15 protein-coding genes are annotated in these 20243 nt (G+C 67.0%); 3 read left to right on the forward strand and 12 right to left on the reverse strand.

Going from position 1 to position 20243, the window contains the following annotated elements; all coding sequences use genetic code 11:
• From ACR9Y6_RS06525 to ACR9Y6_RS06550, 6 genes are all read right to left on the reverse strand, one after another.
• Positions 1-3354, reverse strand: coding sequence for a GH92 family glycosyl hydrolase (locus ACR9Y6_RS06525; RefSeq protein WP_481280569.1), 3354 nt, complete (start codon positions 3352-3354; stop codon positions 1-3).
• Between the two features lie 162 nt (positions 3355-3516).
• Complete coding sequence (locus ACR9Y6_RS06530) at positions 3517-4716, reverse strand: glycosyltransferase family 2 protein (RefSeq protein WP_481280570.1); 1200 nt, start codon at positions 4714-4716, stop codon at positions 3517-3519.
• A gap of 225 nt (positions 4717-4941) precedes the next feature.
• The gene (locus tag ACR9Y6_RS06535; protein WP_481280571.1) at positions 4942-7245 is read right to left on the reverse strand and encodes a DNA internalization-related competence protein ComEC/Rec2; all 2304 of its coding nucleotides are present in this window, start codon (positions 7243-7245) and stop codon (positions 4942-4944) included.
• A gap of 170 nt (positions 7246-7415) precedes the next feature.
• A complete protein-coding gene (locus tag ACR9Y6_RS06540; protein ID WP_481280572.1) occupies positions 7416-8006 on the reverse strand; it encodes a hypothetical protein in 591 nt (196 codons plus the stop codon).
• Between the two features lie 106 nt (positions 8007-8112).
• Entirely contained in the window at positions 8113-9042 is a 930-nt protein-coding gene (locus ACR9Y6_RS06545; RefSeq protein WP_481280573.1) for a histone H1-like repetitive region-containing protein, read from the reverse strand.
• Between the two features lie 106 nt (positions 9043-9148).
• Positions 9149-9751: a rhomboid family intramembrane serine protease gene (locus ACR9Y6_RS06550; protein WP_481280574.1), complete on the reverse strand. Its 603-nt coding sequence runs from the start codon at positions 9749-9751 to the stop codon at positions 9149-9151.
• 139 nt (positions 9752-9890) lie between these two features.
• On the opposite strand from ACR9Y6_RS06550, the gene ACR9Y6_RS06555 reads away from it, so the two are divergent.
• The gene (locus ACR9Y6_RS06555) at positions 9891-10766 is read left to right on the forward strand and encodes a PhzF family phenazine biosynthesis protein (protein WP_481280575.1); all 876 of its coding nucleotides are present in this window, start codon (positions 9891-9893) and stop codon (positions 10764-10766) included.
• Positions 10767-10768: 2 nt separating this feature from the next.
• Positions 10769-11227, forward strand: coding sequence for a YaiI/YqxD family protein (locus ACR9Y6_RS06560; RefSeq protein ID WP_481280576.1), 459 nt, complete (start codon positions 10769-10771; stop codon positions 11225-11227).
• Between the two features lie 163 nt (positions 11228-11390).
• On the opposite strand, the gene ACR9Y6_RS06565 is transcribed toward ACR9Y6_RS06560, so the two are convergent.
• From ACR9Y6_RS06565 to ACR9Y6_RS06580, 4 genes are all read right to left on the reverse strand, one after another.
• Positions 11391-12227, reverse strand: a complete 837-nt coding sequence (locus ACR9Y6_RS06565) for a dimethylarginine dimethylaminohydrolase family protein (RefSeq protein ID WP_481280577.1) — start codon at positions 12225-12227, stop codon at positions 11391-11393.
• A gap of 83 nt (positions 12228-12310) precedes the next feature.
• Positions 12311-12592: a prefoldin domain-containing protein gene (locus tag ACR9Y6_RS06570; RefSeq protein ID WP_481280578.1), complete on the reverse strand. Its 282-nt coding sequence runs from the start codon at positions 12590-12592 to the stop codon at positions 12311-12313.
• Between the two features lie 99 nt (positions 12593-12691).
• Positions 12692-13630 carry an NAD(P)-dependent oxidoreductase gene (locus ACR9Y6_RS06575; protein WP_481280579.1) on the reverse strand — a complete coding sequence of 313 codons (939 nt, stop codon included), beginning with the start codon at positions 13628-13630 and terminating at the stop codon, positions 12692-12694.
• The gene (locus ACR9Y6_RS06580; protein WP_481280580.1) at positions 13588-14766 is read right to left on the reverse strand and encodes a BaiN/RdsA family NAD(P)/FAD-dependent oxidoreductase; all 1179 of its coding nucleotides are present in this window, start codon (positions 14764-14766) and stop codon (positions 13588-13590) included. The genes ACR9Y6_RS06575 and ACR9Y6_RS06580 overlap by 43 nt, the downstream gene beginning before the upstream one ends.
• Positions 14767-14848: 82 nt before the next feature.
• Between ACR9Y6_RS06580 and ACR9Y6_RS06585 the strand changes: the two genes are divergently transcribed.
• Positions 14849-15331 (forward strand): YajQ family cyclic di-GMP-binding protein, encoded by a 483-nt coding sequence (locus ACR9Y6_RS06585; RefSeq protein WP_481280581.1) that lies wholly within the window; start codon positions 14849-14851, stop codon positions 15329-15331.
• A gap of 185 nt (positions 15332-15516) precedes the next feature.
• Here the strand turns inward: ACR9Y6_RS06585 and ACR9Y6_RS06590 are convergent, their stop codons facing one another.
• Positions 15517-18609 carry a ligand-binding sensor domain-containing protein gene (locus tag ACR9Y6_RS06590; RefSeq protein WP_481280582.1) on the reverse strand — a complete coding sequence of 1031 codons (3093 nt, stop codon included), beginning with the start codon at positions 18607-18609 and terminating at the stop codon, positions 15517-15519.
• The gene (locus ACR9Y6_RS06595; RefSeq protein WP_481280583.1) at positions 18599-20149 is read right to left on the reverse strand and encodes a putative bifunctional diguanylate cyclase/phosphodiesterase; all 1551 of its coding nucleotides are present in this window, start codon (positions 20147-20149) and stop codon (positions 18599-18601) included. Before ACR9Y6_RS06595 ends, ACR9Y6_RS06590 begins: the two co-directional genes overlap by 11 nt.
• Positions 20150-20243 lie beyond the last annotated feature (94 nt).

Here is a 20243-nt window from a genome sequence, read left to right on the forward strand (position 1 = left end):
TCACGGTGCCAGCAGCTCCAATTCGGCCACGCTGCCAGGACCCGCCCCGTCGAAGGCCAGCCGGTACCGGCTGTACGCCGCCGGCTGGGCCACCACGAAGGCCCGGGTCTGCCGATGCCACGGGAAACGTTCGTCGCGGCGCTCGTCCAGGGTCGTCCAGTGCTTGCCATCGGCCGAACCCTGCAAGGTCCATCGCGACGGCGCCTCGGCGGCGGCCGGCGAGGTCACCGTGTAAACCGTGACGCCCGCCGGCTTGTCCAGGCGGTAGGCGACGACCGCCTTGCCAGCCGGCAATGCGAACTCCGTGGACGAGTCGTTATCCGCCAGCGCGGCCAGCTTCGCGTCCTTCTTGCCGTCGAGGGTGACGGCATCGGCGCGCGTCACGTCGTGCAAAGGCGCCGGCTTCGAACCTTCCGCCGTGAGCGAAGCAGGCAAGGCGTCGGCACCGGTGCCCCATGTCGAAGGCTTGGGACCCATCTCGAACTCGAGCGTCGCGCCCTTCGCGAGCAATGCATGCGGCAGGCTGAGCTTGTTCCAGGGCTGCCCATCGACCTTGAGCGACTGCACGTAGCGGTTGGTATCGCTCACGCCGGGCGCGCGGATGTCGATCTTCGCGCCGCCTTCCAGGGTGATGACCATGTGCGGGAAATGCGGCGCGCCGATCGCGTACTCCGGCGTGCCCATGCGCAGGGGGTAGAAGCCCGCCGCGCCGAACAGCCACCACGCCGACATCTCGCCATTGTCCTCGTCACCCGGATAGCCCTGGCCGATCTCGCTGCCCACGTAGAGGCGCGACACCGCATCGCGCAACTTGTCCTGCGTCTTCCACGGCTGGCCGGCCTCGTCGTACATCCAGATGATGTGGTGCGACGGCTGGTTGGAATGGCCGTACTGGCCCATGCGCACGTCGCGCGCCTCGAGCATCTCGTGGATCACGTCACCGTAGTCGCCGACATCGAACGTGCCCGGCGTGGAGAAGAACTCGTCGAGCTTGGCGCCGAGCGCCTCGCGGCCGCCGTAGAGCGCGGCGAGGCCGGCGCCATCCTGCGGCGCATGGAAGGCCATGTTCCAGGCATCGGTCTCGGTGTAGTCGCCGCCCCAACGGATCGGGCTGAAATCCTTCGCATCCCAGCGCCACTTGCCGGCGGGATCGCGGGCGACGAAGAAGCCGACGGCGGGATCGAACAGGTTCGCATAGCCAAGGGCGCGCGAGCGGTACCACACTGCGTCGTCCGCATAGGAGCGGTAGTCGTCGCCGGACGGCGGCGCCTTCGCCAACGCCGCGGCCAGGTTGCCGATGGCGAAATCGTTGATGTATCCGTCCATCGACCAGGACAGGCCTTCGGCGACCTTGTCGTCGGTATAGCCATTGAACAGGGAGCGCTCGATGCCTTTGCGGCCGGCGCCCTTCACATCGCTGACGCTGGAGGCGTTGCGGATCGCCGACTGGTAGAACGAGGCCACGTCGAAGTTGCGCACGCCCTTCAGCCATGCATCCGCGAAGGCGACGTCGGAACTGGTGCCGACCATCAGGTCCGCATAGCCCGGCGACGACCAGCGCGCGATCCAGCCGCCGTCGCGGTACTGCTGCACGAAGCCATCGATCATCCGGCCCGCTTCCGTCGGCGTGAACAGCACGTACGCGGGCCAGGCCGTTCGGTAGGTATCCCAGAAACCGTTGTTCACGTACGGCTGGCCATCGACGATACGCGCGCCGGTATGCGTCGGCGTGTTTTCGCCGACGGGCGCGGAAAACGGGCTCGCGTAACGCCACACGGGCTTTTCCTTGCTGCCCGTGTTCTCGTATGCCTGGTTGGGGTAGAGGAACAGCCGGTACAGGTTGGAATAGAGGATGGTGCGCTCATCCCGCGTGGCGCCCTCCACGGCGATCATGCCGAGGCGCTCGTCCCAGGCTTTGCGGGCGCGTTCGCGGACGCTGTCGAAATCGTCGCCGGCGGCGATTTCCTGGGCGAGATTGGCCTTGGCCTGGTCGATTCCGATGAGCGAGGTGGCGATGCGCATCGTCACCGTCCTGCCACCCTTACTGGCCGTGTCGAAGCCGAACCAGGCCGAGGCGGCATCGCGCTTCTCGCCGGCCAGGCGACCGCTCTCCGCCACCGGCTTGTCGAACTCGGCGTAGAAGAACAGGCGGGTGGCCCCCGTGGAAAGGCGGCTCTTCACGTCGGACCAACCCTGGATCGTCCGGTGTTCCGGATCGAGCGTCACCGCCGCTTGTTCGTTGAGATTGTCGAATACCAGTTGCGAGCGTTTCCCCGTGAAGGTGAAACGGAACATGGCGGCATGATCGGTCGGCGTGATCTCCGTGACCACGCCGTTGTCGAAGCGAACGCGGTAGTAATCCGGATGCGCCACCTCCGCATCGTGGCCGAAGGAAAGCGCACGCGTCTCGCGCTTCAGCGGCGGTGCGCCGGAAGCCACCTGGGCGGGCATCACCTGGAAGGTCTGCCGCTCACCCATCCACGGGCTGGGCTCGTGCGACAGGCTGAAGGCCTCGATGCGCGGACGATTGTCGTCGCCGTTGCGCTCCTGGTACTGGTAGATCCAGTTCGAGCCGGCGTTCGTGGTCGGCGTCCAGAAATTGAAACCGTGCGGCATCGCCACCGCGGGGAAGTTGTTGCCGCGCGAGAAATTGGCGTTGGCGTTGGAGCCACGACGCGTATCGACGTAATCGGTGGGATGGGAGCTGGCGACATCCTTGACCACGCCGATGCGGACATCGTCCACATAGCCTTCGAAGGCCTTGCCTGCCGGCGCATCGGCGGTCAAGGCGATCGAACGCACGCGGCGCCCCTTGGCCACCGCGCCGAGATCGACGCTCACGTAGTTCCACTGGTCCGGATAGAGCACACGCCCTTCGCCCTGCCCCTTCGCAGTGACAGGCACGCGATGCTGGTCGCGCGCGCCGGTCGTCGATAGCCGCGAACCGTCGTCGAAGACGAGATCCACGCTCACGTAGTTGGCCGGGTTCGCCAGGTCGTCCTTGTTGGAACGCGGGAACACCAACCAGGAAAGCGTCGTGCCGTCGGCGACGCGAAGATCGACGTCGAACAGCTTCGCGGTAACCGGCGATCCGGTGGAGGTACCGGCGTACCGCAGCGAATGGGTACCGGTGAAACCGACGTTCGCCTTGGCGGTGAGCACCGCGTCGGCGGGCGGCCCTCCCACGATCCGGATATCGAGGCTGCCTTGCCGGCTGGAGGCAAGCGCGGGATTTCCTTCCTCGAACGAACTGTCGAAGCCCTGGGTAGCCGCAAGGGCTCCCACCGGTACCACCACAGACGCCGTCGCCAGGGCGAGCACCGCCCTCCCCCAACCGTGCTTCGATACCGTCACGCGTCGATCCCCTCGTTTGCGGAAGCGGCATTTAAATCGTTCTAAATTCAAAATGTCAAACGGCGGTGCAACACGGCGTGGCGAGTCAACCCACCAGGTCCAACCCGCCGGAACTCTTTTAAAGCCGGGACCCGGCATGCGCGCCGTCATTTCGATGCATGGTCATTTTGCATTGTCATGCAACCCTCTGGTCAGCCAGGTCCGATTCCCGCCCCTGACCGCGTCTACGAGTCCCATGACGCCGGGCCACCACAACCAGAGACGGAACGACCGGCCGAGGGTGGACGACACTATCGCGTCCCTCCAGTCCTGAGCACACGGATTCGCCGAGCGAGCGACATGCAGCGTCGTCACGAGCAGGTAAAGAGCCGCCTGTATCGCGAGCAGAACGATCGTTTCGAGAGGTATCCAACAGAGCGCAAGAAGATTGAATGGTGCGAATCCGAGCGTCGCATGCTTGATCACATGCCATCCAAGGAAGGGAAACATAAGGACAGCTGTCACCGGTGACGCCCGCCAAAGCTCCCCGTATGCTTCGATGTGCCCACGCGACCAACGTCGCCTTTGGCGGTTCAACTCTTCCACCGACTCGGGACAACGGGTGAGGGCTACGGCCTCCACCACATACCTGGATCCGTAACCGAACGCCAATGCTTTCCATGTCCACGCCATGTCTTCCACGGACCATCGCCCCCATCCGCCGATGTGTTCGATGACCGTCCGTCTATGCGCGGAGAAAGCGCCAGCCATCGTAGGCACGCGACGGACGTGATTCTGCACCAGCTTCGTCGCGCTGAGCGGCCCCGTATATTCCCGATATTGCATCCTCGTTATGGCGGAGGCGTGTGGGTTGCAGGGGACGAGATAGCCACATGCGACAGCACACTCGGGATCGGACCACAAACGCTCCACGAGTCTTTGCATTGCCCCATCGGATGGAATCGTGTCGCTATCGACGATCACCACCACATCCGTATCGTCGGGAAGACATACGAGTGCCTCGTCCAGCGCCTTGCCTTTGCGCCCTGTATTTCGATCGAGAACGATGGATTTCACCGCGTGTGCTCGCGCGCCACCTACCCAGGAAGCGAGGCGGGATTGAATCTGGTTGGTCGAGCCGTCGTCGACGATCAGGATATCCATCCTCCCTGAATATCGTTGTGTGTCTATGGCCTCCAACGTTCCAAGGAGCCGGCCTATGTCCTCGTTGTAATGGGGAACCATCACGGTGACGTTAGGCATGCGGTCGGGCGCGGCGATGCCACGCGGCTTGGCTGGCCTGATCAACAGGCCCACCACGAGGACGACCAGCCAGGCGATGCTCACGAGCATCGGCAACAAGAGAGCCATCACGGCGCTCATTGCCGATCCAGTCGCGCTCCTGCGCGGGAACCAGGCACACCTTCCGGGGTAGACATGACCTCCTCCTTCCATGGGTCCGCCTCCGCAGGCTAGCACCCGAACCTGGCGTCGTTGGACATGTGACCGCGCATTCCTCACGCCTTCGCGGCTCCGTTTCGGCAGCGATCGCGGAAGTCGTTGGTTTTGGAAGGCCCAATGGACCCCACGAGAAAATCCCTCGCTCACTCATTCATGCCAATAGCGATCAACGGGCCGTCGCCACTCCCTTTCCACGCGTGGAGGCGCATTCGCGGGAAAATCGATGCGTACCGCACCGCTGCGGTTCGTCACATAGACCTCGATGCCCATGCCGGCATGACGGTCGACGATCGATGGATGGGGATGCCCGAAACGGTTGCGCCAGCCCGCCGAGGCGATGGCGAACGTGGGTCGCACCGCGCGCAACCAGGCGGTGTCGGATGAATGACGGCTTCCGTGATGAGCGATGGTGGTCACCGTCGGCAAGGGCGATGCCAGCGATGCCGCCGTCATGAGGCGTTCGGCCTTGTTACCCAGGTCGCTGGTGAGAAGGAGGCGGCCCGCCACGCCTTCCACCGCGAGTACGCATGAGCGATCGTTGCCACTCGTCTTCCCGGCCTTCTGCGCCGGCACCTCGATGAAGCGAAACGTCACGCCGTCCCACGACCATGCCGTACCGGGCAGGCATCGCATCGCTTCGAAGCGAAGCCGCCCAGGCTCCCCGGACAAGCGCTCCGCCCGCGGATAACGTCCCACGACGGATGCGGCACCGCCCGCATGGTCGCTATCGCCATGGCTTATCACGAGGGAGTCCACGGGCCCGATGCCGAGCGCCGTGACGGAAGGCAGGACGATGCCCGCCCCGGCGTCCTGGCCGCTGGCATACGCCGGCCCCGCGTCGTAGACCAGCGTATGCGAACGCGTTCTTACCAACACCGAAAGCCCCTGCCCCACGTCCAGCACCCAAGCGCGGAACGCGCCATGTGCCGGCAGGTCGCGTGGCGGCAGGGCCAGGGGCAAGAACAGCAACGCGCCGTAACCTCGTAACGGCACGCCGCGGGGCGCGAACAGCCATGCCGCGCCACAGGTCGCCAGGATCATCGGCAGCGCTCCGCTTTCGGCGACGCATACGCGTGCACCCGGCCAATCGGCCATCGTGGCGAGCAGACGCCATAGCCACGAAAGCAGCGACGCGGCCGGCACAAGGAGCACCGCGGAAAGCGCAGGCCACGCGAGCACGACGCAGCCGCAAAGAACCAGCGGCACGACGAGGAAACTGACCAGGGGCGCGGCGATGAGATTCGCCGCGAAGCCCACCAACGACGCGCTTCCGAACCACCATAGCGACATCGGCAGCAAGGCGATGCTCATGGCCGCCTGCGCCTGCAACAAGGCGCCGAGCCAACCACGCCATCCCGTCGCACGAGGCGTCACGCTCAGCATGAGAAACCCCACCCCGCCGAAAGACAGCCAGAACGCCGGGGCGAGCACGGCGAGGGGGTCGACGACCAGGACGGCGAGCAACGCGAGGGCGAGGAGCGAGGCTCCGCCCGCGCGCCGTCGCCCGAGTCCAGCCAGTACGACGACGGCGATCATCAGCAGGGTCCGGACCGTCGGCAGTCCAAGTCCGGCAAGGACGCCATACGCCCCCGCGACGAAGAGGCCTGCGAACGCTTGCGCCAACTGTCGCGGCAGGGTCAGCGCGAGCCACGGCAAACAGGCGTACAGCAGGCGCGCCAACAACACGCCACCACCCGCCGCGACACCGACGTGGAATCCGGAAATCGCGATGAGGTGCGATACGCCCGTCGCCCGCGCGATGTCCCAATCCGCGGCGTCGAGGCCACGGGTATCGCCGATGGCCAGCGCCTTGAGAATGCGGGCGTTGTGGACACCGACCCGTGCATCGAGCGCCTCGCCGATGTGGTCTCGCAAGCCGTCGATACAGGCCGGGGAGGAAAGCCTCGTGTTCTCTGGCCCTGCGCGGACATAGCCGGTGGCGACGATACGCCGTTGCAACGCGCCGCGCTCCGTGTCGCCGCCACCCGGGTTGAGTATGCCTCGCGGCCGGCGCAGGCGCACCGTAAGACGCCATCGCTCGCAGGGCTTCGGTGGCGCCACCGCGCGATACCAGGTGAGGCGCACGCGTCCTCGCGGTGCGTCGGCTTCGCCGCCTTTATCCGGCGCGAAGACGAACGATGTGTCGGCACCGATACGGCGCGGCAAGTCCACGACATGGCCGGTGACGGTGACATCCTCGCCATCGCGCGAGGTCGCCCAGCGCGCATCCATGGCCAGGGCGCCATGAATGGCGGCCCAGGCGGCGAACATCAGCAGGACGGCGGGGAGACGAATCCATGCGTTGCCCGCGCGCAAGGCGACGCCGAACGCGAGCACGCCCATGACGGCCGATGGTTTCCATGCCGGCAGCCACGGCAGTCCTTGCACGGAGGCGCAGCCAACGGCGGCGATCACGGCCAGTGTGACGATGGAAACGGGGGAGCGAAGCACGGCCGTGTCGCCTGCGCGGAGTCGGCCTTCAGGCTAGGGGGTCATGGGGTTCGTGCGGGCCAGCCTGGCATGTAGGGATGGGACGTGGCGTGGGGCGAGGTTTATCGCCGACAGGGTCGGCTCCCACCGAGCCGCGTCGGATCCCACCGAGCCGCGAGCGCAGCTTTGCGTTAGTCGGTGTCGCTGCGGAAGCGGCTGCGGTCGCGGCCGGTGCCTGCCTGCCGGACGGGGGCGCTTCGCTGACCCGACGACGGAGCGGGACGATGATCGCCATCGCCGCGGTTTCCACCGCCTTGCCAGCCGCCGGGACGGTTGCCACCCTGCCAGCCACCACCACGCGGTCCACGGTCCCCGTCGTTGTCACGAGGGCGATCGCTTCCACGCCAGCCACCGGGTGGACGGTTGTTGCCTTGCCAGCCACCCGGCGGGCGGTGATCACCACCCGGATGCCCGTTCCAGTCGCCGCGCGGTGGCGGGCGGCCATGCCAGTCGCGGTCGCGCCGGTAATACCGGCGATCGTAGTCGCGGTCGTACCAGACGGTGCCGACGGTGACGCCGGAGTAGCAGCAACCGGGGCCGTAGCCGTAGTAACCGTAGCCAGGGTCATAGACGCCCGGGGAAACCACCGTCGTCGTCTCTTCGCCGTAGTACGCATCGGCGCCCGAACCGTTACGGACGTAGCCGTAATCCGGATCGTAGTAGCAACCCGCGAGTGGCAGGCAGGCCGCTAGCACGAGGATCAGCGAATGCGCTCGACGCATGGAGGTTCTCCGAAGGACGACACGACACTGCGCTCGGGCGATTGAACAGCCGCTAAAAAGAAAAGGCCGCACGAGGCGGCCCTTTCCTTTCATTCAGCTTTCACGCTCAGCCTTTGTTCTTCTGCTGATCGCCACGCTCGTGGGAGGCGTTGGCATGGCTCGCCTCGGGCGACGGAGCCTTCGGCGCGGGATTGGGTTCATCACCCGGCTGGATGTTCGGCGCGCCCGCCGCGTGCTGATCGCCCGTCGGCCAGCTCGGCGGCTGGCGGTCGCGTTCACGCTTCGCGTCGAGCAAGGCCTGGATGTGAGCCACCGCCTCTTCCTGGCTGATGTGCTGGACCGGTGCGTCGGTCGCTTCGGGTACCTGTGCCGCAGGGGCGGGTTTCGGACGCGGCCTGGCTGCCGGCTTCGGCGTCGCCTTTACCGGCGCGGGTGCGGGTGCCTTGCGCGCCGGCGTCTTGCGGCTGGCCGTCCTGGGCGCGGCGGACTTGCTGACCGCCGTCTTCCGGGTCGCGGTCTTCGCCGCGCCGCTACGTGCCGGCGACTTCCGGACCGTCGTCTTCGTGCCGGTTTTCTTGGCCGCCTTGCTCGTCGCGGACTTGCGCGCCGGCGCCTTCGCCGCAGCCTTCTTCACGGCGGTCTTGCGCGCGGGCGACTTCCGGGTGGCGGCCTTCCGCGTCGAGGTTTTCTTCGCGGCCTTCCTGGCGGCGACCTTGCGCGCCGGTGCCTTCTTCGCCGCCGACTTGCGTGCCGATGTCTTCTTCGCCGGTGCCTTCTTCGCGGAAGCTTTCTTTACGGAAGCCTTCTTTACGGAGGCCTTCTTCGCTGCCGGGCGTGCGGTTTTGCGGGCGGTCTTCTTCACGGCGGCGCGGACGCCTGCCTTCTTCGCGGCGGTCTTACGGGTAGCCGCCTTTTTCGTAGCCGTCTTCTTGGCCGCGGACTTCTTCGCGGCGGACTTTCGGGTCGTAGCCATGCGTTCATTCCTCCTGCGGTAGTAGCCGACGCGAACCGCCCCACCGGGGAAACCCGCGTGCATGCCGGACGACGTCGTTGCGATCAGGTTTTCGTTCCGGTCGGTCGCATGATGTAACAGCCGTCGTCCGAAGTCACATGAATCTGTCGGGAAAATTCAGGTTCGCGCATCACAACCTCGGTTGCGTCAGCGACGCGACGAAGCTGAGCAACGCCGCCGGCTTCAACGCCACGGTGAAGATCACGCCGTACAGCGCGCCCCACAGGTGCGCGCTATGGTTCACGTTGTCGCCGCCGCGCTTGTCCATGTAGATCGAATACGCGACGAACAACACGCCGTAGAGGATCGCCGGCATCGGTACGACGATGAGGTAGATCCGCGACCAGGGAGCCAGCAGGATGAAGGCGAAGAGGATGGCCGAGACGGCACCCGAGGCGCCCAGGCTGCGATACGCCGCGTTCTGCCGGTTCGCCATGTACGAGGGCAGGATCGAGAAGACCAGGGCGCCGATATAGAAGGTGAGGAAACCCAGCGGGCCCATCGCGGCGGTGAAGAACTGTTCCATGATGCGTCCCGCGAAATACAGCGAGATCATGTTGAAGAACAGGTGGCCGCCGTCCGCGTGCACCAGGCCATAGGTGACGAGCCGGTAGTACTCGCGACTGCGGCTGAGGGCCGGCGGCCAGAGGATGAGGTCGTCCAGCAGGCGCTGGTTGCGGAAAGCGACGATCGAGACCACACAGGTCGCGAGGATGATGAGCAGCGTGATCATGCCTTGAAACAGCGTCCTTACGCATCGAGCCAGCGCGCATCTTGGCGGTATCCCGCGCGGATGTCGAATGCCGGCGCGCCTCCCGTTCGGGCTTTGGACGGCTATCATGACGGCTCCCCCGTTTCCCCGGCCCCACCGAATGCCTTACATCCGTTACAAGCAGCTCGACGTCTTCGCCGCCCGTCATGGCGGTGGCAACCCGCTCGGCGTCGTGATCGACGCGGAAGGCTGGTCGGACGGCCGCATGCAACGCTTCGCCCACTGGACGAACCTGGTCGAGACCACCTTCCTGATGCCGGCGCGCGCGGAAGGTGCCGGCTACCGCGCCCGGATCTTCACCCCGACCAAGGAAATCCCCTTCGCCGGCCACCCCACCATCGGCAGCGCGCACGCCGCGCTCGATGCGGGACTGGTCGCGCCCGATGCCGCAGGCATCATCTGGCAGGAGTGCGGTGCCGGCGTCCTGCCCATCCGCGTGGAGGGCCATGGCCAGCAACGCGAACTCTTCGTGCAGTCGCCGAAGGCGCGCATCGTCGGCGACGCCGCGTGCGGCGGCGAGACCTTGTCGGCCGTGCTCTACGGCGTGAAGCCCGGCGCCCTGCCCCCGGCCTGTGTCGAAGGCGGCCGCCGCTGGTGGGTGGCCGAATTCGCCGACGAAGCCGAACTGCGTGGCTGGCGCCCCGACCATGCCGCCATCCGCGCGCTGGCCCTGGCCACCGATACGCTGGGCCTCTGCGTCTTCGCCCGCTCGGCCGATGGCCTGGCCGTGCGCGCCTTTCCCGCGGGCGTGGGCATCGTCGAGGACCCGGCCTCCGGCGCGGCGAACGGCCTGATCGCCGCCTACGTGGCCGCGCGCGACACGACCGGTTCGCTCGCCAAGGGCTATGTCGTGAGCCAGGGCCGCGAGGTGGGGCACGACGCGCGCATCATCATCCGCATCGACGGCGACGCCGTGTGGGTCGGCGGGCGCACCAACACCATCATCGACGGCCACGTGGACTGGCAGGACCTCTGACCATGCGTATCTGGGTCGACGCCGACGCTTGCCCGAACGTCATCAAGGACATCCTGTTCCGCGCCGCCGAACGCGAGCAGGTCGAGGTGACGCTGGTGGCGAACCAGTGGATCCGGACGCCTGCCTCGCGTTTCGTCCGCTCGATCCAGGTGCCGGGCGGGTTCGACGTCGCCGACGACGAGATCGTGCGCCGCGTCGAGCCAGGCGACCTCGTGGTCACCCAGGACATCCCGCTGGCGTCCTTCGCCATCGAGAAAGGCGCGCTGGCGTTGCATCCGCGCGGCGAGATGTTCACCCGGGACACCATCGCCGCGCGGCTGTCGATGCGCAATTTCATGGAGGAACTGCGCGGCGCCGGTGTCGACACCGGCGGACCCGCCGTGATGCATCAGCGCGATCGCCAGGCCTTCGCCAACGAGTTGGATAAGTGGCTGGCGCGCCGCCGGACGGCACTTCGCTAGAACGTGTGGGGGCCGCTTCAGCGGCGATGGGTGCTTGCCTCATGCTGGCCCGCTGCCGCGGGATCGCCGACAAGTCGGCTCCCACCGAGCCCCACTTCCACCGAGCCCCGCTTCCACCAAGCTCCACTACCACCGAGCAGCGCGCGGACACCCGGGTGGGGCATCAAGCCCCCGTCACCTCATCCAGCTTCAAGGTCAGGCACTTCGCCGCCCCACCGGACTTCATGAACTCGTCCAGGGCCACCTCGATCACCATGAAGCCCGCGCCCTCCAACCGGGAGCGCAGATCGGCGCTGGCACGGTTGAGGATCACCACGCGGCCGAGGTTCACCGCGTTGCAGGCGAAATCGAGCGCGTCATGCTCGTTGACCGCGATCCGCTGGCCAGGCGGCACGTGTTGCTCGATCAAGGCCAGCGCCGCCGCGTCGAACGCCGCGGGGAAGTACAGCGTGTAGCCATCGGCCAGTGGGCAAAAGCAGGTATCGAGGTGATAGAAGCGCGGATCGGCGAGCTTCAGCGGCAGCACCTCGACATCGAGCAGGCGTGCCAGCGCGGGTGCGGCCGCGACATCCGAGCGATGGCCGTGGCCCATCCAGAGGCGACGGGCGACGCCGCGGTCGAACAAGGCGTCGCCGGCACCCTCGAAGAACACGTTCTCCGGCAGTTCCACGATGTCGAAGCCGTGGCGTTCGAACCAGGCGCGGTCGTGGGCTTCCTCACCCTGGCGTTCCGCATAACGGAAACGGCTGGGTACGAAGGTGTTGCCGAAGACCAGGCCGGCATTGGCGGTGAACGTCATGTCCGGCCACCCCTCCGCCGGCGGTTGCTGGACCACGTCGGCGTGGCGGGAGACCGTGTCGCGGAGGGCGTCCCACTGGCGCTGGGAGCGCTCCCGGGTGGTGTCGTGGACGTGGCCGGTCATCCATGGATTGATGACATAGCTGACCTCGAAGAACGTGGGGGCGCACATCAGTATCCGGGGGACGGTGCGCTCGATCATCGGGGACATCGTTTCTGCCATGGACGGTGCACGCCTGTATGGGGGAACGAGCCCCCATCATGGCAGAAACGCGCGCCGGCTCGTCAGTGCAGCCTGGCGCAGATGCTGGTGACCGTATCCGCGGAAAAATGCAGTTCTTTCAAGGCCTCTTCGAGCGATTCGAGCGAATTCGCCTCGCTTTCCACTTGCTCGCCCACGCTGCTCGGGGAGACATGCACGAAGGTCTTGCCGTCCTGGTAGGCGATCCCTTCGTCGTGGACATTCTGCTTGGTAAGCACCTTGTAGGTTCCGTCGCCCGATTCTCTCACCGTGATCGAGCGGCCTTCGTGCTGGCCCTCGTACACCGTCTTCCAGGTTGCCGACATGACATCCATCCGTAAGCCGCACAATAGCGTGCGGGACCGATTGTCACGGACCCGCCGGGCTAGCGATTGTGAAGACGTGCGTAAAAGCGGTCTAACGCTTCAATCCTTCAGGTGCGCCCGTGCCGCGGCCACGCGCGCCATGCCCGCCCAATCCAGATCGCCGTCGCCCGCGCCCAGCGCCTCGAGCATCGCGTCGTGCATCACGCTGGCGAACGGCATGGGCACCCGCTCGGCCTCGGCCGCCGCACGGGCCAGGCCGATGTCCTTGAAGCCCAGGCTCATCTTGAAGCCGGCGGGCATGTACTTCTGCTCCGCGATCATCCCGCCGTAGATCTTGTAGATCGGCGCGGCGAACAAGGTGCTGGACATCACCTCGAGGAAATCCTTCGCCGGCACGCCGTGGGCACGGGTGAGCGTGGTGGCTTCGGCCATGCTCTCGATCGCCGCCCCGATCAGGAAATTGCCACCGATCTTGACGATGGTGGCGCGCACCGGATCGTCCCCCATCGGCCAGACCTTCTGGCCCAGCAGGTCGAGCAGGGCCGAAACCTTCGCGATGGCCTCGGGCTTGCCGGCGGCCACGATGTTCAGTTCGCCCGCCGCGGCGACCGCGGGCCGGCCGAAGACCGGGGCGGCCACATAGCCGAGGCCACGCGACTCGTGCGCCCCGGCCAGTTCGCGCGCCAGCGCGACGGAGATGGTGGCGTGGTTCACGTGCACGGCGCCCTGGGGCAGCGCGTCGAGTACCCCACCGTGCAGGACCACCTCGCGCACGGCGGCGTCGTTCGCCAACATGCTGTGCAGCACCTCGATGCCCGCGACGGCCTCGGCCGGGGTGGCAGCCACCTTCGCGCCCTGCTCCGCCAATGGCGCGGCCGCCTCCGGCGAGCGGTTCCACACCGTCACCTCGTGCCCCGCCTTGATCAGGTTGCCAGCCATGCCGGCACCCATGCTGCCCAGACCGATGAAACCGATACGCATGTTCTTGCTCCGTGTCAGACGGCCAGGCCGGCGGCATGGCCGGAGGCCCAGGCCCATTGGAAGTTGTAGCCACCGAGGTGGCCGGTGACGTCGAGTACCTCGCCCACGAAGTAGAGCCCCGCATGGCGGCGGGACATCATCGTGCTCGACGAAACCTCGTCGGTGTCGACGCCGCCGAGGGTCACTTCGGCGGTGCGATAGCCTTCGGTGCCGCTCGCCACGAGCGGCCAGTCGGCCAACTGTGCGCCCAGCTCGTTCAATTCGGCGTCACGGAACTGGCGCATCGGCCGGTTGGGCAGCCAAACCTCGCAAAGGCGTTCGGCGAGGCGCCGCGGCAACAGGCCCGAAAGCACCGTCTTCAGTTCCGCCGCGGGACGTTCGGCACGCCCTTCCCGCAGGGCCTGTCCCGCGTCGATGCCCGGCATGAGGTCGATGCGCAGGTCCGTACCGGGCTCCCAGTACGACGATATCTGCAGGATGGCCGGGCCGCTGATGCCGCGGTGCGTGAAGAGCATGGCGTCGCGAAAGGCAGCGCCGTTCGCACGTGCCTCCACGGGCAGGGCCACGCCCGCCAGTCCCTCGAAGCGTTCCTGGTGCTTGCCGCTCAACGTGAGTGGCACCAGGCCCGCGCGCAGCGGCAGCACCGCGTGGCCGAACTGTTTCGCCACCTCGTAGCCGAAACCGGTGGCGCCGAGGCTGGGAATCGACAGGCCGCCGGTGGCGATCACCAGCGATTCGGCGCGCACGTGTCCCAGCGGCGTCTCGCAGGCGAAACCGCCGGCGGTGGCGGCGCGCAGGCGCGAAACGGCGCAGCCGGTCTCCACGCGGGCGCCAACCGCCGCGCATTCGTCGAGCAGCATGCGCACGATCTGCTTGGACGATTCGTCGCAGAACAGCTGGCCCGGCGATTTCTCATGCCACGCGATACGGTGCCGGTCCACCATGGCGATGAAATCCCACGGGGTGTAGCGCGCCAGCGCCGACTTGCAGAAATGGGGGTTGGCCGAGAGGAAATTGGCCGGCGTGGTGGCCGTGTTGGTGAAATTGCAGCGGCCGCCGCCGGACATCAGGATCTTCTTGCCGGCACGGTTGGCATGGTCGAGCACGAGCACGCGCCGCCCACGGGCACCCGCGACGATGGCCGTCATCAGGCCCGCCGCGCCCGCCCCGACGACGAGGACGTCGTATTCCATGCTTCGCATCCGCCGCGCAAACGCACATGGTAACGCCCTCGCGATAAACTTGGTCATCGCTCCCCTCGACAAGGACCCACCCATGCCCTCCTTCGACATCGTCTCGGAAGTCGACACCCACGAGCTCACCAATGCCGTGGACCAGGCCAACCGCGAGGTCTCCACGCGCTTCGACCTGCGCGGCACGTCGGCCAAGTTCGAACTCGACGAGAACGTCATCACGCAGAAGGCCGACAACGAGTTCCAACTGGGCCAGCTCATGGACATCCTTCGCGCCCGCCTCTCGGCCCGTGGCATCGACGTGCGCGCGATGGACGCGGGCAAGGTCGAGACGAACCTGGCCGAGGCGCGGCAGAAGGTCACGATCAAGCAGGGCATCGAACAGCCGGTGGCGAAGAAGATCGTCGCGAAGATCAAGGAAGCCAAGCTGAAGGTGGAGGCCCAGATCAACGGGGAGAAGATCCGCGTCACCGGGAAGAAGCGCGACGACCTGCAGAACGCCATCGCGATGCTGCGCAAGACGGATGTCGAGGTACCGTTGCAGTTCGAGAATTTCAGGGACTGAGGGGCCGGGCCCGCGCTGCCGCGCGGATCGCCGACAAGGTCGGCTCCCACCAGGTAGTCGTTCCCCGGTGATCCCTGTGGGAGCCGATTTATCGGCGATCCGCGGCAGCGGGCCAGGCAGGGGCAAGTACCCATCGCCGCTGAAGCGGCTCCCACATCTCGGGTGGGAAGCCGCTTCAGCGGCGATCACAAGCCCGCGATACGGCTACGGTTACGCCCTTCGTTCTTCGCCTCGTACAGGGCCTCGTCCGCCCGTCCCAGCAATGAATTCAGTGATTCCGGCGCGCGCCACATGGCCACGCCCGCGCTCACGGTGATGCGGATGCGGTAGTCGCCGTGCGCGATCACCATCGCACCCAGCGCGTGGCGGACGCGCTCGGTGATGTCCAGCGCATGCTCCGCCAGCGCACCGGGCAGGCAGAGGATGAATTCCTCGCCCCCGAAGCGCCCGGCGAGATCATCCGCGCGGCACATCGACGAGATCACCCGCATGGTCTCGCGGATGACCGTGTCGCCCGCCAGGTGCCCGTAGGTGTCGTTCACCGCCTTGAATTCGTCGATGTCGATGAGCACGAGGCTGAAGGGAATGCCGTCGTTGGCCGCACCCTGGCGCACCCGCTCGGCTTGTTCGAGGAAGCGGCGGCGGTTGAGCGAGCCGGTGAGCTCGTCGGTACCGGCGAGATGGTCGAGCCGCTCGTTGGCCGCCTTGAGGTCGCGCGTGCGCGCGTCGACCTGCGCCTGCAACAGTTGCGCGCGCCGGCGCAGGTACAACGTGCGCAGGTACACCAGCCCGAAGAACGCCAGCACGCCCAACGCGATGCCAGCCAGCAGGGTCCACGGGCTCTCGTACCAGCGCGGCGTCACCGTCACGCGGATCGAGGTCTCGACCGTCCGCGCGTCGAGGCCGCGCATCGTGGCGCGCAGGCGCAAGGTGTATGTGCCGCTGGCGAGGTTGGTATAGATCGCGCTCGGCGGAATGCCCCGCGGCACCTCGTTCCAGGCCCCGTCCGCCTCGTCCATGCGGTACGCGTAGTGGGTCTCCAGCGGCGCACGGAAATCGAGCAGGGCGAAATCCACGCGCATGTTGCGCCCGTCACCGTCGAGAACCACCCGGCCACCCTCGTCCGGCATCTTTTCCAATGGCAAGGGTTTCTCGTTGACCGAGACCTGGGTGATGGCGAGGCGCGGCGGTGCCACGGAGGGCGCCACCCAGTACGGCCGCACGACCGTCAGGCCGCCCAGGCCACCGAACATCAGTTCGCCGCCGGGCGCTTCCGCCGCCGCGCGATGGATGTAGCTGGGAATACGCAGGCCATCGCGGATGCCCAGGTCGGCCACGCGATGACTGGCCGAATCGATCATCGCCACGCCGTTGGCCATCGAGGCCCAGACGCGGTCGTCGTGGTCGATCAGCAAGGCGTTGATCTTGGTGTTGGACAAGCCCTCGCGCGCGCCGATCAAGCCGAAGCGGAAGGGCCCGCGTGGCTTGAACGCGTCGAGGTAGGCGATGCCCCCGAACGTGCCCAGCCAGAGCCGGCCGTGCGAATCGAACGCCATCGAGCCGGTGTAGTCCTGCGGCAGGCTCGCGGGATCGGCGGGATCGTGACGCAGGTTCACGAAGCCCTTCTCGCCATCGTAGGCGATGCTGATGCCGCTGATGGTGGCGAACCACCACGCATCCGGCATGCGCACGATGAAGCGCACCTGGTCGCCGACGAGGCTCTTCGGATCGGCGTCGTCGTGACGCATCTGTTCGAGCGTGCCGTGCAGCGTGTCGTAGCGGAACAGCCCGTCGTAGCCGCCGATCAGGATGTCGTCGCCGTCGCGCTGCATCGACAGGATCAGGCGGCCGTCGAGGTTCGGGATCATCGAACTCTTCAGCTCGAACGTGTCGGGATCGATCCGCGAGATGCCTTGCGCGCCCGCCCAGATGGAGCCGTCGGGGGCCACCACGAAGGCCTGCACGTCGCGCTCGGCCTGTTCGCCGCCCAGTTGCAGGTGGTGCATGCTGCCCTTGCCGAGGTCGAGCACGTCGATGCGGCCCATGCCGAGCCCGAGCCAGACGCGTCCACGCGGGTCCACGAACACCGAATGCACGTTGGCATTGGACAGCGTGTGCGTCTCCAGCGGCGAAGGCAGCACCGAGAACACCTTGCGCCCGTTCGGATCGTAATGTGCCGCGCCCAGTTCCGTCGCCACCCAGATGTTGCCCGAGGTGTCCTGGAAGATGTCGCGCGTGATGTCGCCCGGCAGCGACGACGGCATCGCGGCGTCGTGGCTCAGCGTGCGCAGCCGACCGGTGTTGAAATCGTAGGTGACCACGCCCGCGCCATCGGTGGCGGCCCAGAGCACGCCTTGCGGTGTCTCGTGCAAGGCGCGCACGGTGCGGCGGCGGGCCAGCCCGCCCTTGCCGGAAAAGCCCGGCACGAGGTGGCCCTGGCCCTTCGCATCGATATAGAACGCGCCCGACTGCCCCGTGCCGACCCACAGGCGGCCACGGCTGTCCTGCAACAACGCCCAGACCTGGTCGTGGAGGATCTCGTCGACCGCCGGATCGTTGGAGTGCACGCGTTCGAAGTGGCCCCCGGGACGGCGCATGAACAAGCCGTTGTCCGCACCCGCCCACACATTGCCGGCCTTGTCCTCGGCGACCACGAACGTGCGCGGCAGCATGTCCTTCGCATCTCCCGGGGTCACCGATTCATGGGTGATCCGGCCGCTGGCGAGATCGAGCCGGTCGACACCGCCTTCCGTGGCGACCAGGAACTCGCCGCGTTCGCGCGCACGCGCGATGGCGAACACCTTGCCGCTGGACGTACCGCCCGGCCCGACCGGATACACGTGGAAACGCATCGTGGATGGGTCGAAGCGGACGAGGCCACCGGCATTCGTGCCGATGAGCAGGCCGCCGTCGTCGAGGGGCATGAGCGCGCGCACGTACGAATCGGGCAGCACGGCGCCGGCGTACGAATCCGGCTCCTGGCCGAACACCTGCATGCGATAGCCGTCGTACCGCACCAGGCCGCCGAAGGTGCCTATCCAGATGAGGCCACGGGTGTCCTGGACGATGGCCGTGGTGGTGGAATGCGGAAGGCCATCGGCGACACCCACCGTATCGAACCAGACCGATTCGTAGACCGCCCACGGGTCCACGCCCACGCTGGGCGCGACCTGGGCCGGCGCCGTCGTGACGAAGCAGCACAGCGCCGCCGCGAGGACGATCAGACAGGCTCGAAGGCGCGGGAAACGAGTGGGCCGCGTCGGGCGGTCAGCCAGCATAGGCCGCGGTCGGATCGAGGTAGTGGCAGAAGGCGGCGGCGGTCATCGGCCGGGCGAAGAAGTAACCCTGCCCGATGTCGCACCCGAGGTCGCGCAGCCAGTGCGCCTGTGCCTCGGTTTCCACGCCCTCGGCGATCGTACGCATGTTCAGTTTCTTGGCCAGGCCGACGATGGCCTCGGTGATCTCGCGGTCGGCAAGGTTCAGCGTACTGCCACGCACGAACGACTGGTCGATCTTGATCGTCCCCACCGGCAGTTCACGGAGGTGGCTCAGGTTCCAGTAGCCGGCGCCGAAGTCGTCGATGAGCAGGTCGAAGCCGTGAGAGCGCAGCTTCACCAACTGGCGCATGGTCTCTTCCGGCTGGCGCATCGCGGTGGATTCGGTGAGCTCGAAGCGTATCCGCGTCGGGTCGACCCCGTACGAGCGCACCGCGCGGTGCAAGGTGTCGACGAACGCGGGCCGGGTGAGTTCCTGCATCGACAGGTTGATCGCCACGTAGTCGACCTGGATGCCGGCGGCGTCCCAGGCTTGCAGCTGGCCGAGCACCTCGCGCAACACGTATTCGCCCAGGGCATGGATGAGGCCGGAGCGCTCGGCGATCGCCACGAAGACCGTCGGCGGCACGTCGCCGCGCGACGGATGGCGCCAGCGGGCCAGCGCCTCCACGCCGGCCAGGGTGCCGTCGCGCAGGTTGCGCTTGGGCTGGTATTCGACGGCGAGTTCGCCCGCCTGCAAGGCTTCGCGCAGCTCCACCGTGAGGGCCAGGCGTTCGCGTGCCTGTTCGAGCATCCCTTCCTCGTAGAAACGGAAATCGGCCTTGCCGGTTTCCTTCACCGCGTACATCGCGGCATCGGCGTTGCGGATCAAGGCGGATGCCACGTCGCCGTCCTGCGGCGCCACGGCCACGCCGATGCTCGGGCTCACCGCCACGAGCTGGCCTGACACGTTCACTGGCTTGGAAACCAGGTCGAGCACCTTGCGGCAGACCCGGATCAGGTTCTCCATGCCGCCATATCCCTGTACCACCACCACGAACTCGTCGCCGCCGAAACGGGAAACTGTATCGCGTTCGCGCACGCTGCTGCGCAGGGAGCTGGCGACGGCGCGCAGGAAGGTATCGCCCGCCTCGTGCCCCAGGGTGTCGTTGATGGCCTTGAAGCCATCGAGGTCGATGAACATCACCGCCAGGGAACCCGCCTGCGGGGCCGCCAGCGCCTGTTCGAGCTCGCGCATGAGATAGGCGCGGTTGGGCAAGCCGGTCAGGGTGTCGTGATAGGCATGGAAGGCGAGCGCCCTGCTCGCCTGCTCCCGGGGGTCCTTGAGCTTCGCGTGGAGGCGCCGCCGCTGTCCGACCAGCCAGGCGATGGCCACCGCGGCCAGGGCGCACACGACGATGAGCGCCACCATCCAGCCCAGCCCGGCGCCGACCGTCCCGAACGTGTCGCAACGGGAGACCTCGCCAGGCCCGGATACGGACCAGCGGGCACACTTCGAAGCGGCAAGATGGATGCCGCCCTCGACGCTACGATGTGTCAGCACACCACGCTCCGGTCCTGCTCCCGGGAGACTGAATTAACGGCCACCATCGCCCCCGACTTTAGCGTCACATGCATCGCATGATGCTGGGTCGGCG

The sequence above is a fragment of the Luteibacter sp. TLI7-4A genome (assembly GCF_056754745.1).

Excerpts from the sequence above, each read along its gene's own strand:
- ACR9Y6_RS06530 (WP_481280570.1), bottom strand. The coding sequence starts at position 4,716 with ATGAGCGCCGTGATGGCTCTCTTGTTGCCGATGCTCGTGAGCATCGCC.
- ACR9Y6_RS06590 (WP_481280582.1), bottom strand. The coding sequence starts at position 18,609 with ATGCTGGCTGACCGCCCGACGCGGCCCACTCGTTTCCCGCGCCTTCGA.
- ACR9Y6_RS06550 (WP_481280574.1), bottom strand. The coding sequence starts at position 9,751 with ATGATCACGCTGCTCATCATCCTCGCGACCTGTGTGGTCTCGATCGTC.
- ACR9Y6_RS06585 (WP_481280581.1), top strand. The coding sequence starts at position 14,849 with ATGCCCTCCTTCGACATCGTCTCGGAAGTCGACACCCACGAGCTCACC.
- ACR9Y6_RS06540 (WP_481280572.1), bottom strand. The coding sequence starts at position 8,006 with ATGCGTCGAGCGCATTCGCTGATCCTCGTGCTAGCGGCCTGCCTGCCA.
- ACR9Y6_RS06545 (WP_481280573.1), bottom strand. The coding sequence starts at position 9,042 with ATGCACGCGGGTTTCCCCGGTGGGGCGGTTCGCGTCGGCTACTACCGC.
- ACR9Y6_RS06560 (WP_481280576.1), top strand. The coding sequence starts at position 10,769 with ATGCGTATCTGGGTCGACGCCGACGCTTGCCCGAACGTCATCAAGGAC.
- ACR9Y6_RS06575 (WP_481280579.1), bottom strand. The coding sequence starts at position 13,630 with ATGGGCCTGGGCCTCCGGCCATGCCGCCGGCCTGGCCGTCTGACACGG.
- ACR9Y6_RS06570 (WP_481280578.1), bottom strand. The coding sequence starts at position 12,592 with ATGTCGGCAACCTGGAAGACGGTGTACGAGGGCCAGCACGAAGGCCGC.
- ACR9Y6_RS06555 (WP_481280575.1), top strand. The coding sequence starts at position 9,891 with ATGCCTTACATCCGTTACAAGCAGCTCGACGTCTTCGCCGCCCGTCAT.
- ACR9Y6_RS06580 (WP_481280580.1), bottom strand. The coding sequence starts at position 14,766 with ATGGAATACGACGTCCTCGTCGTCGGGGCGGGCGCGGCGGGCCTGATG.
- ACR9Y6_RS06565 (WP_481280577.1), bottom strand. The coding sequence starts at position 12,227 with ATGATCGAGCGCACCGTCCCCCGGATACTGATGTGCGCCCCCACGTTC.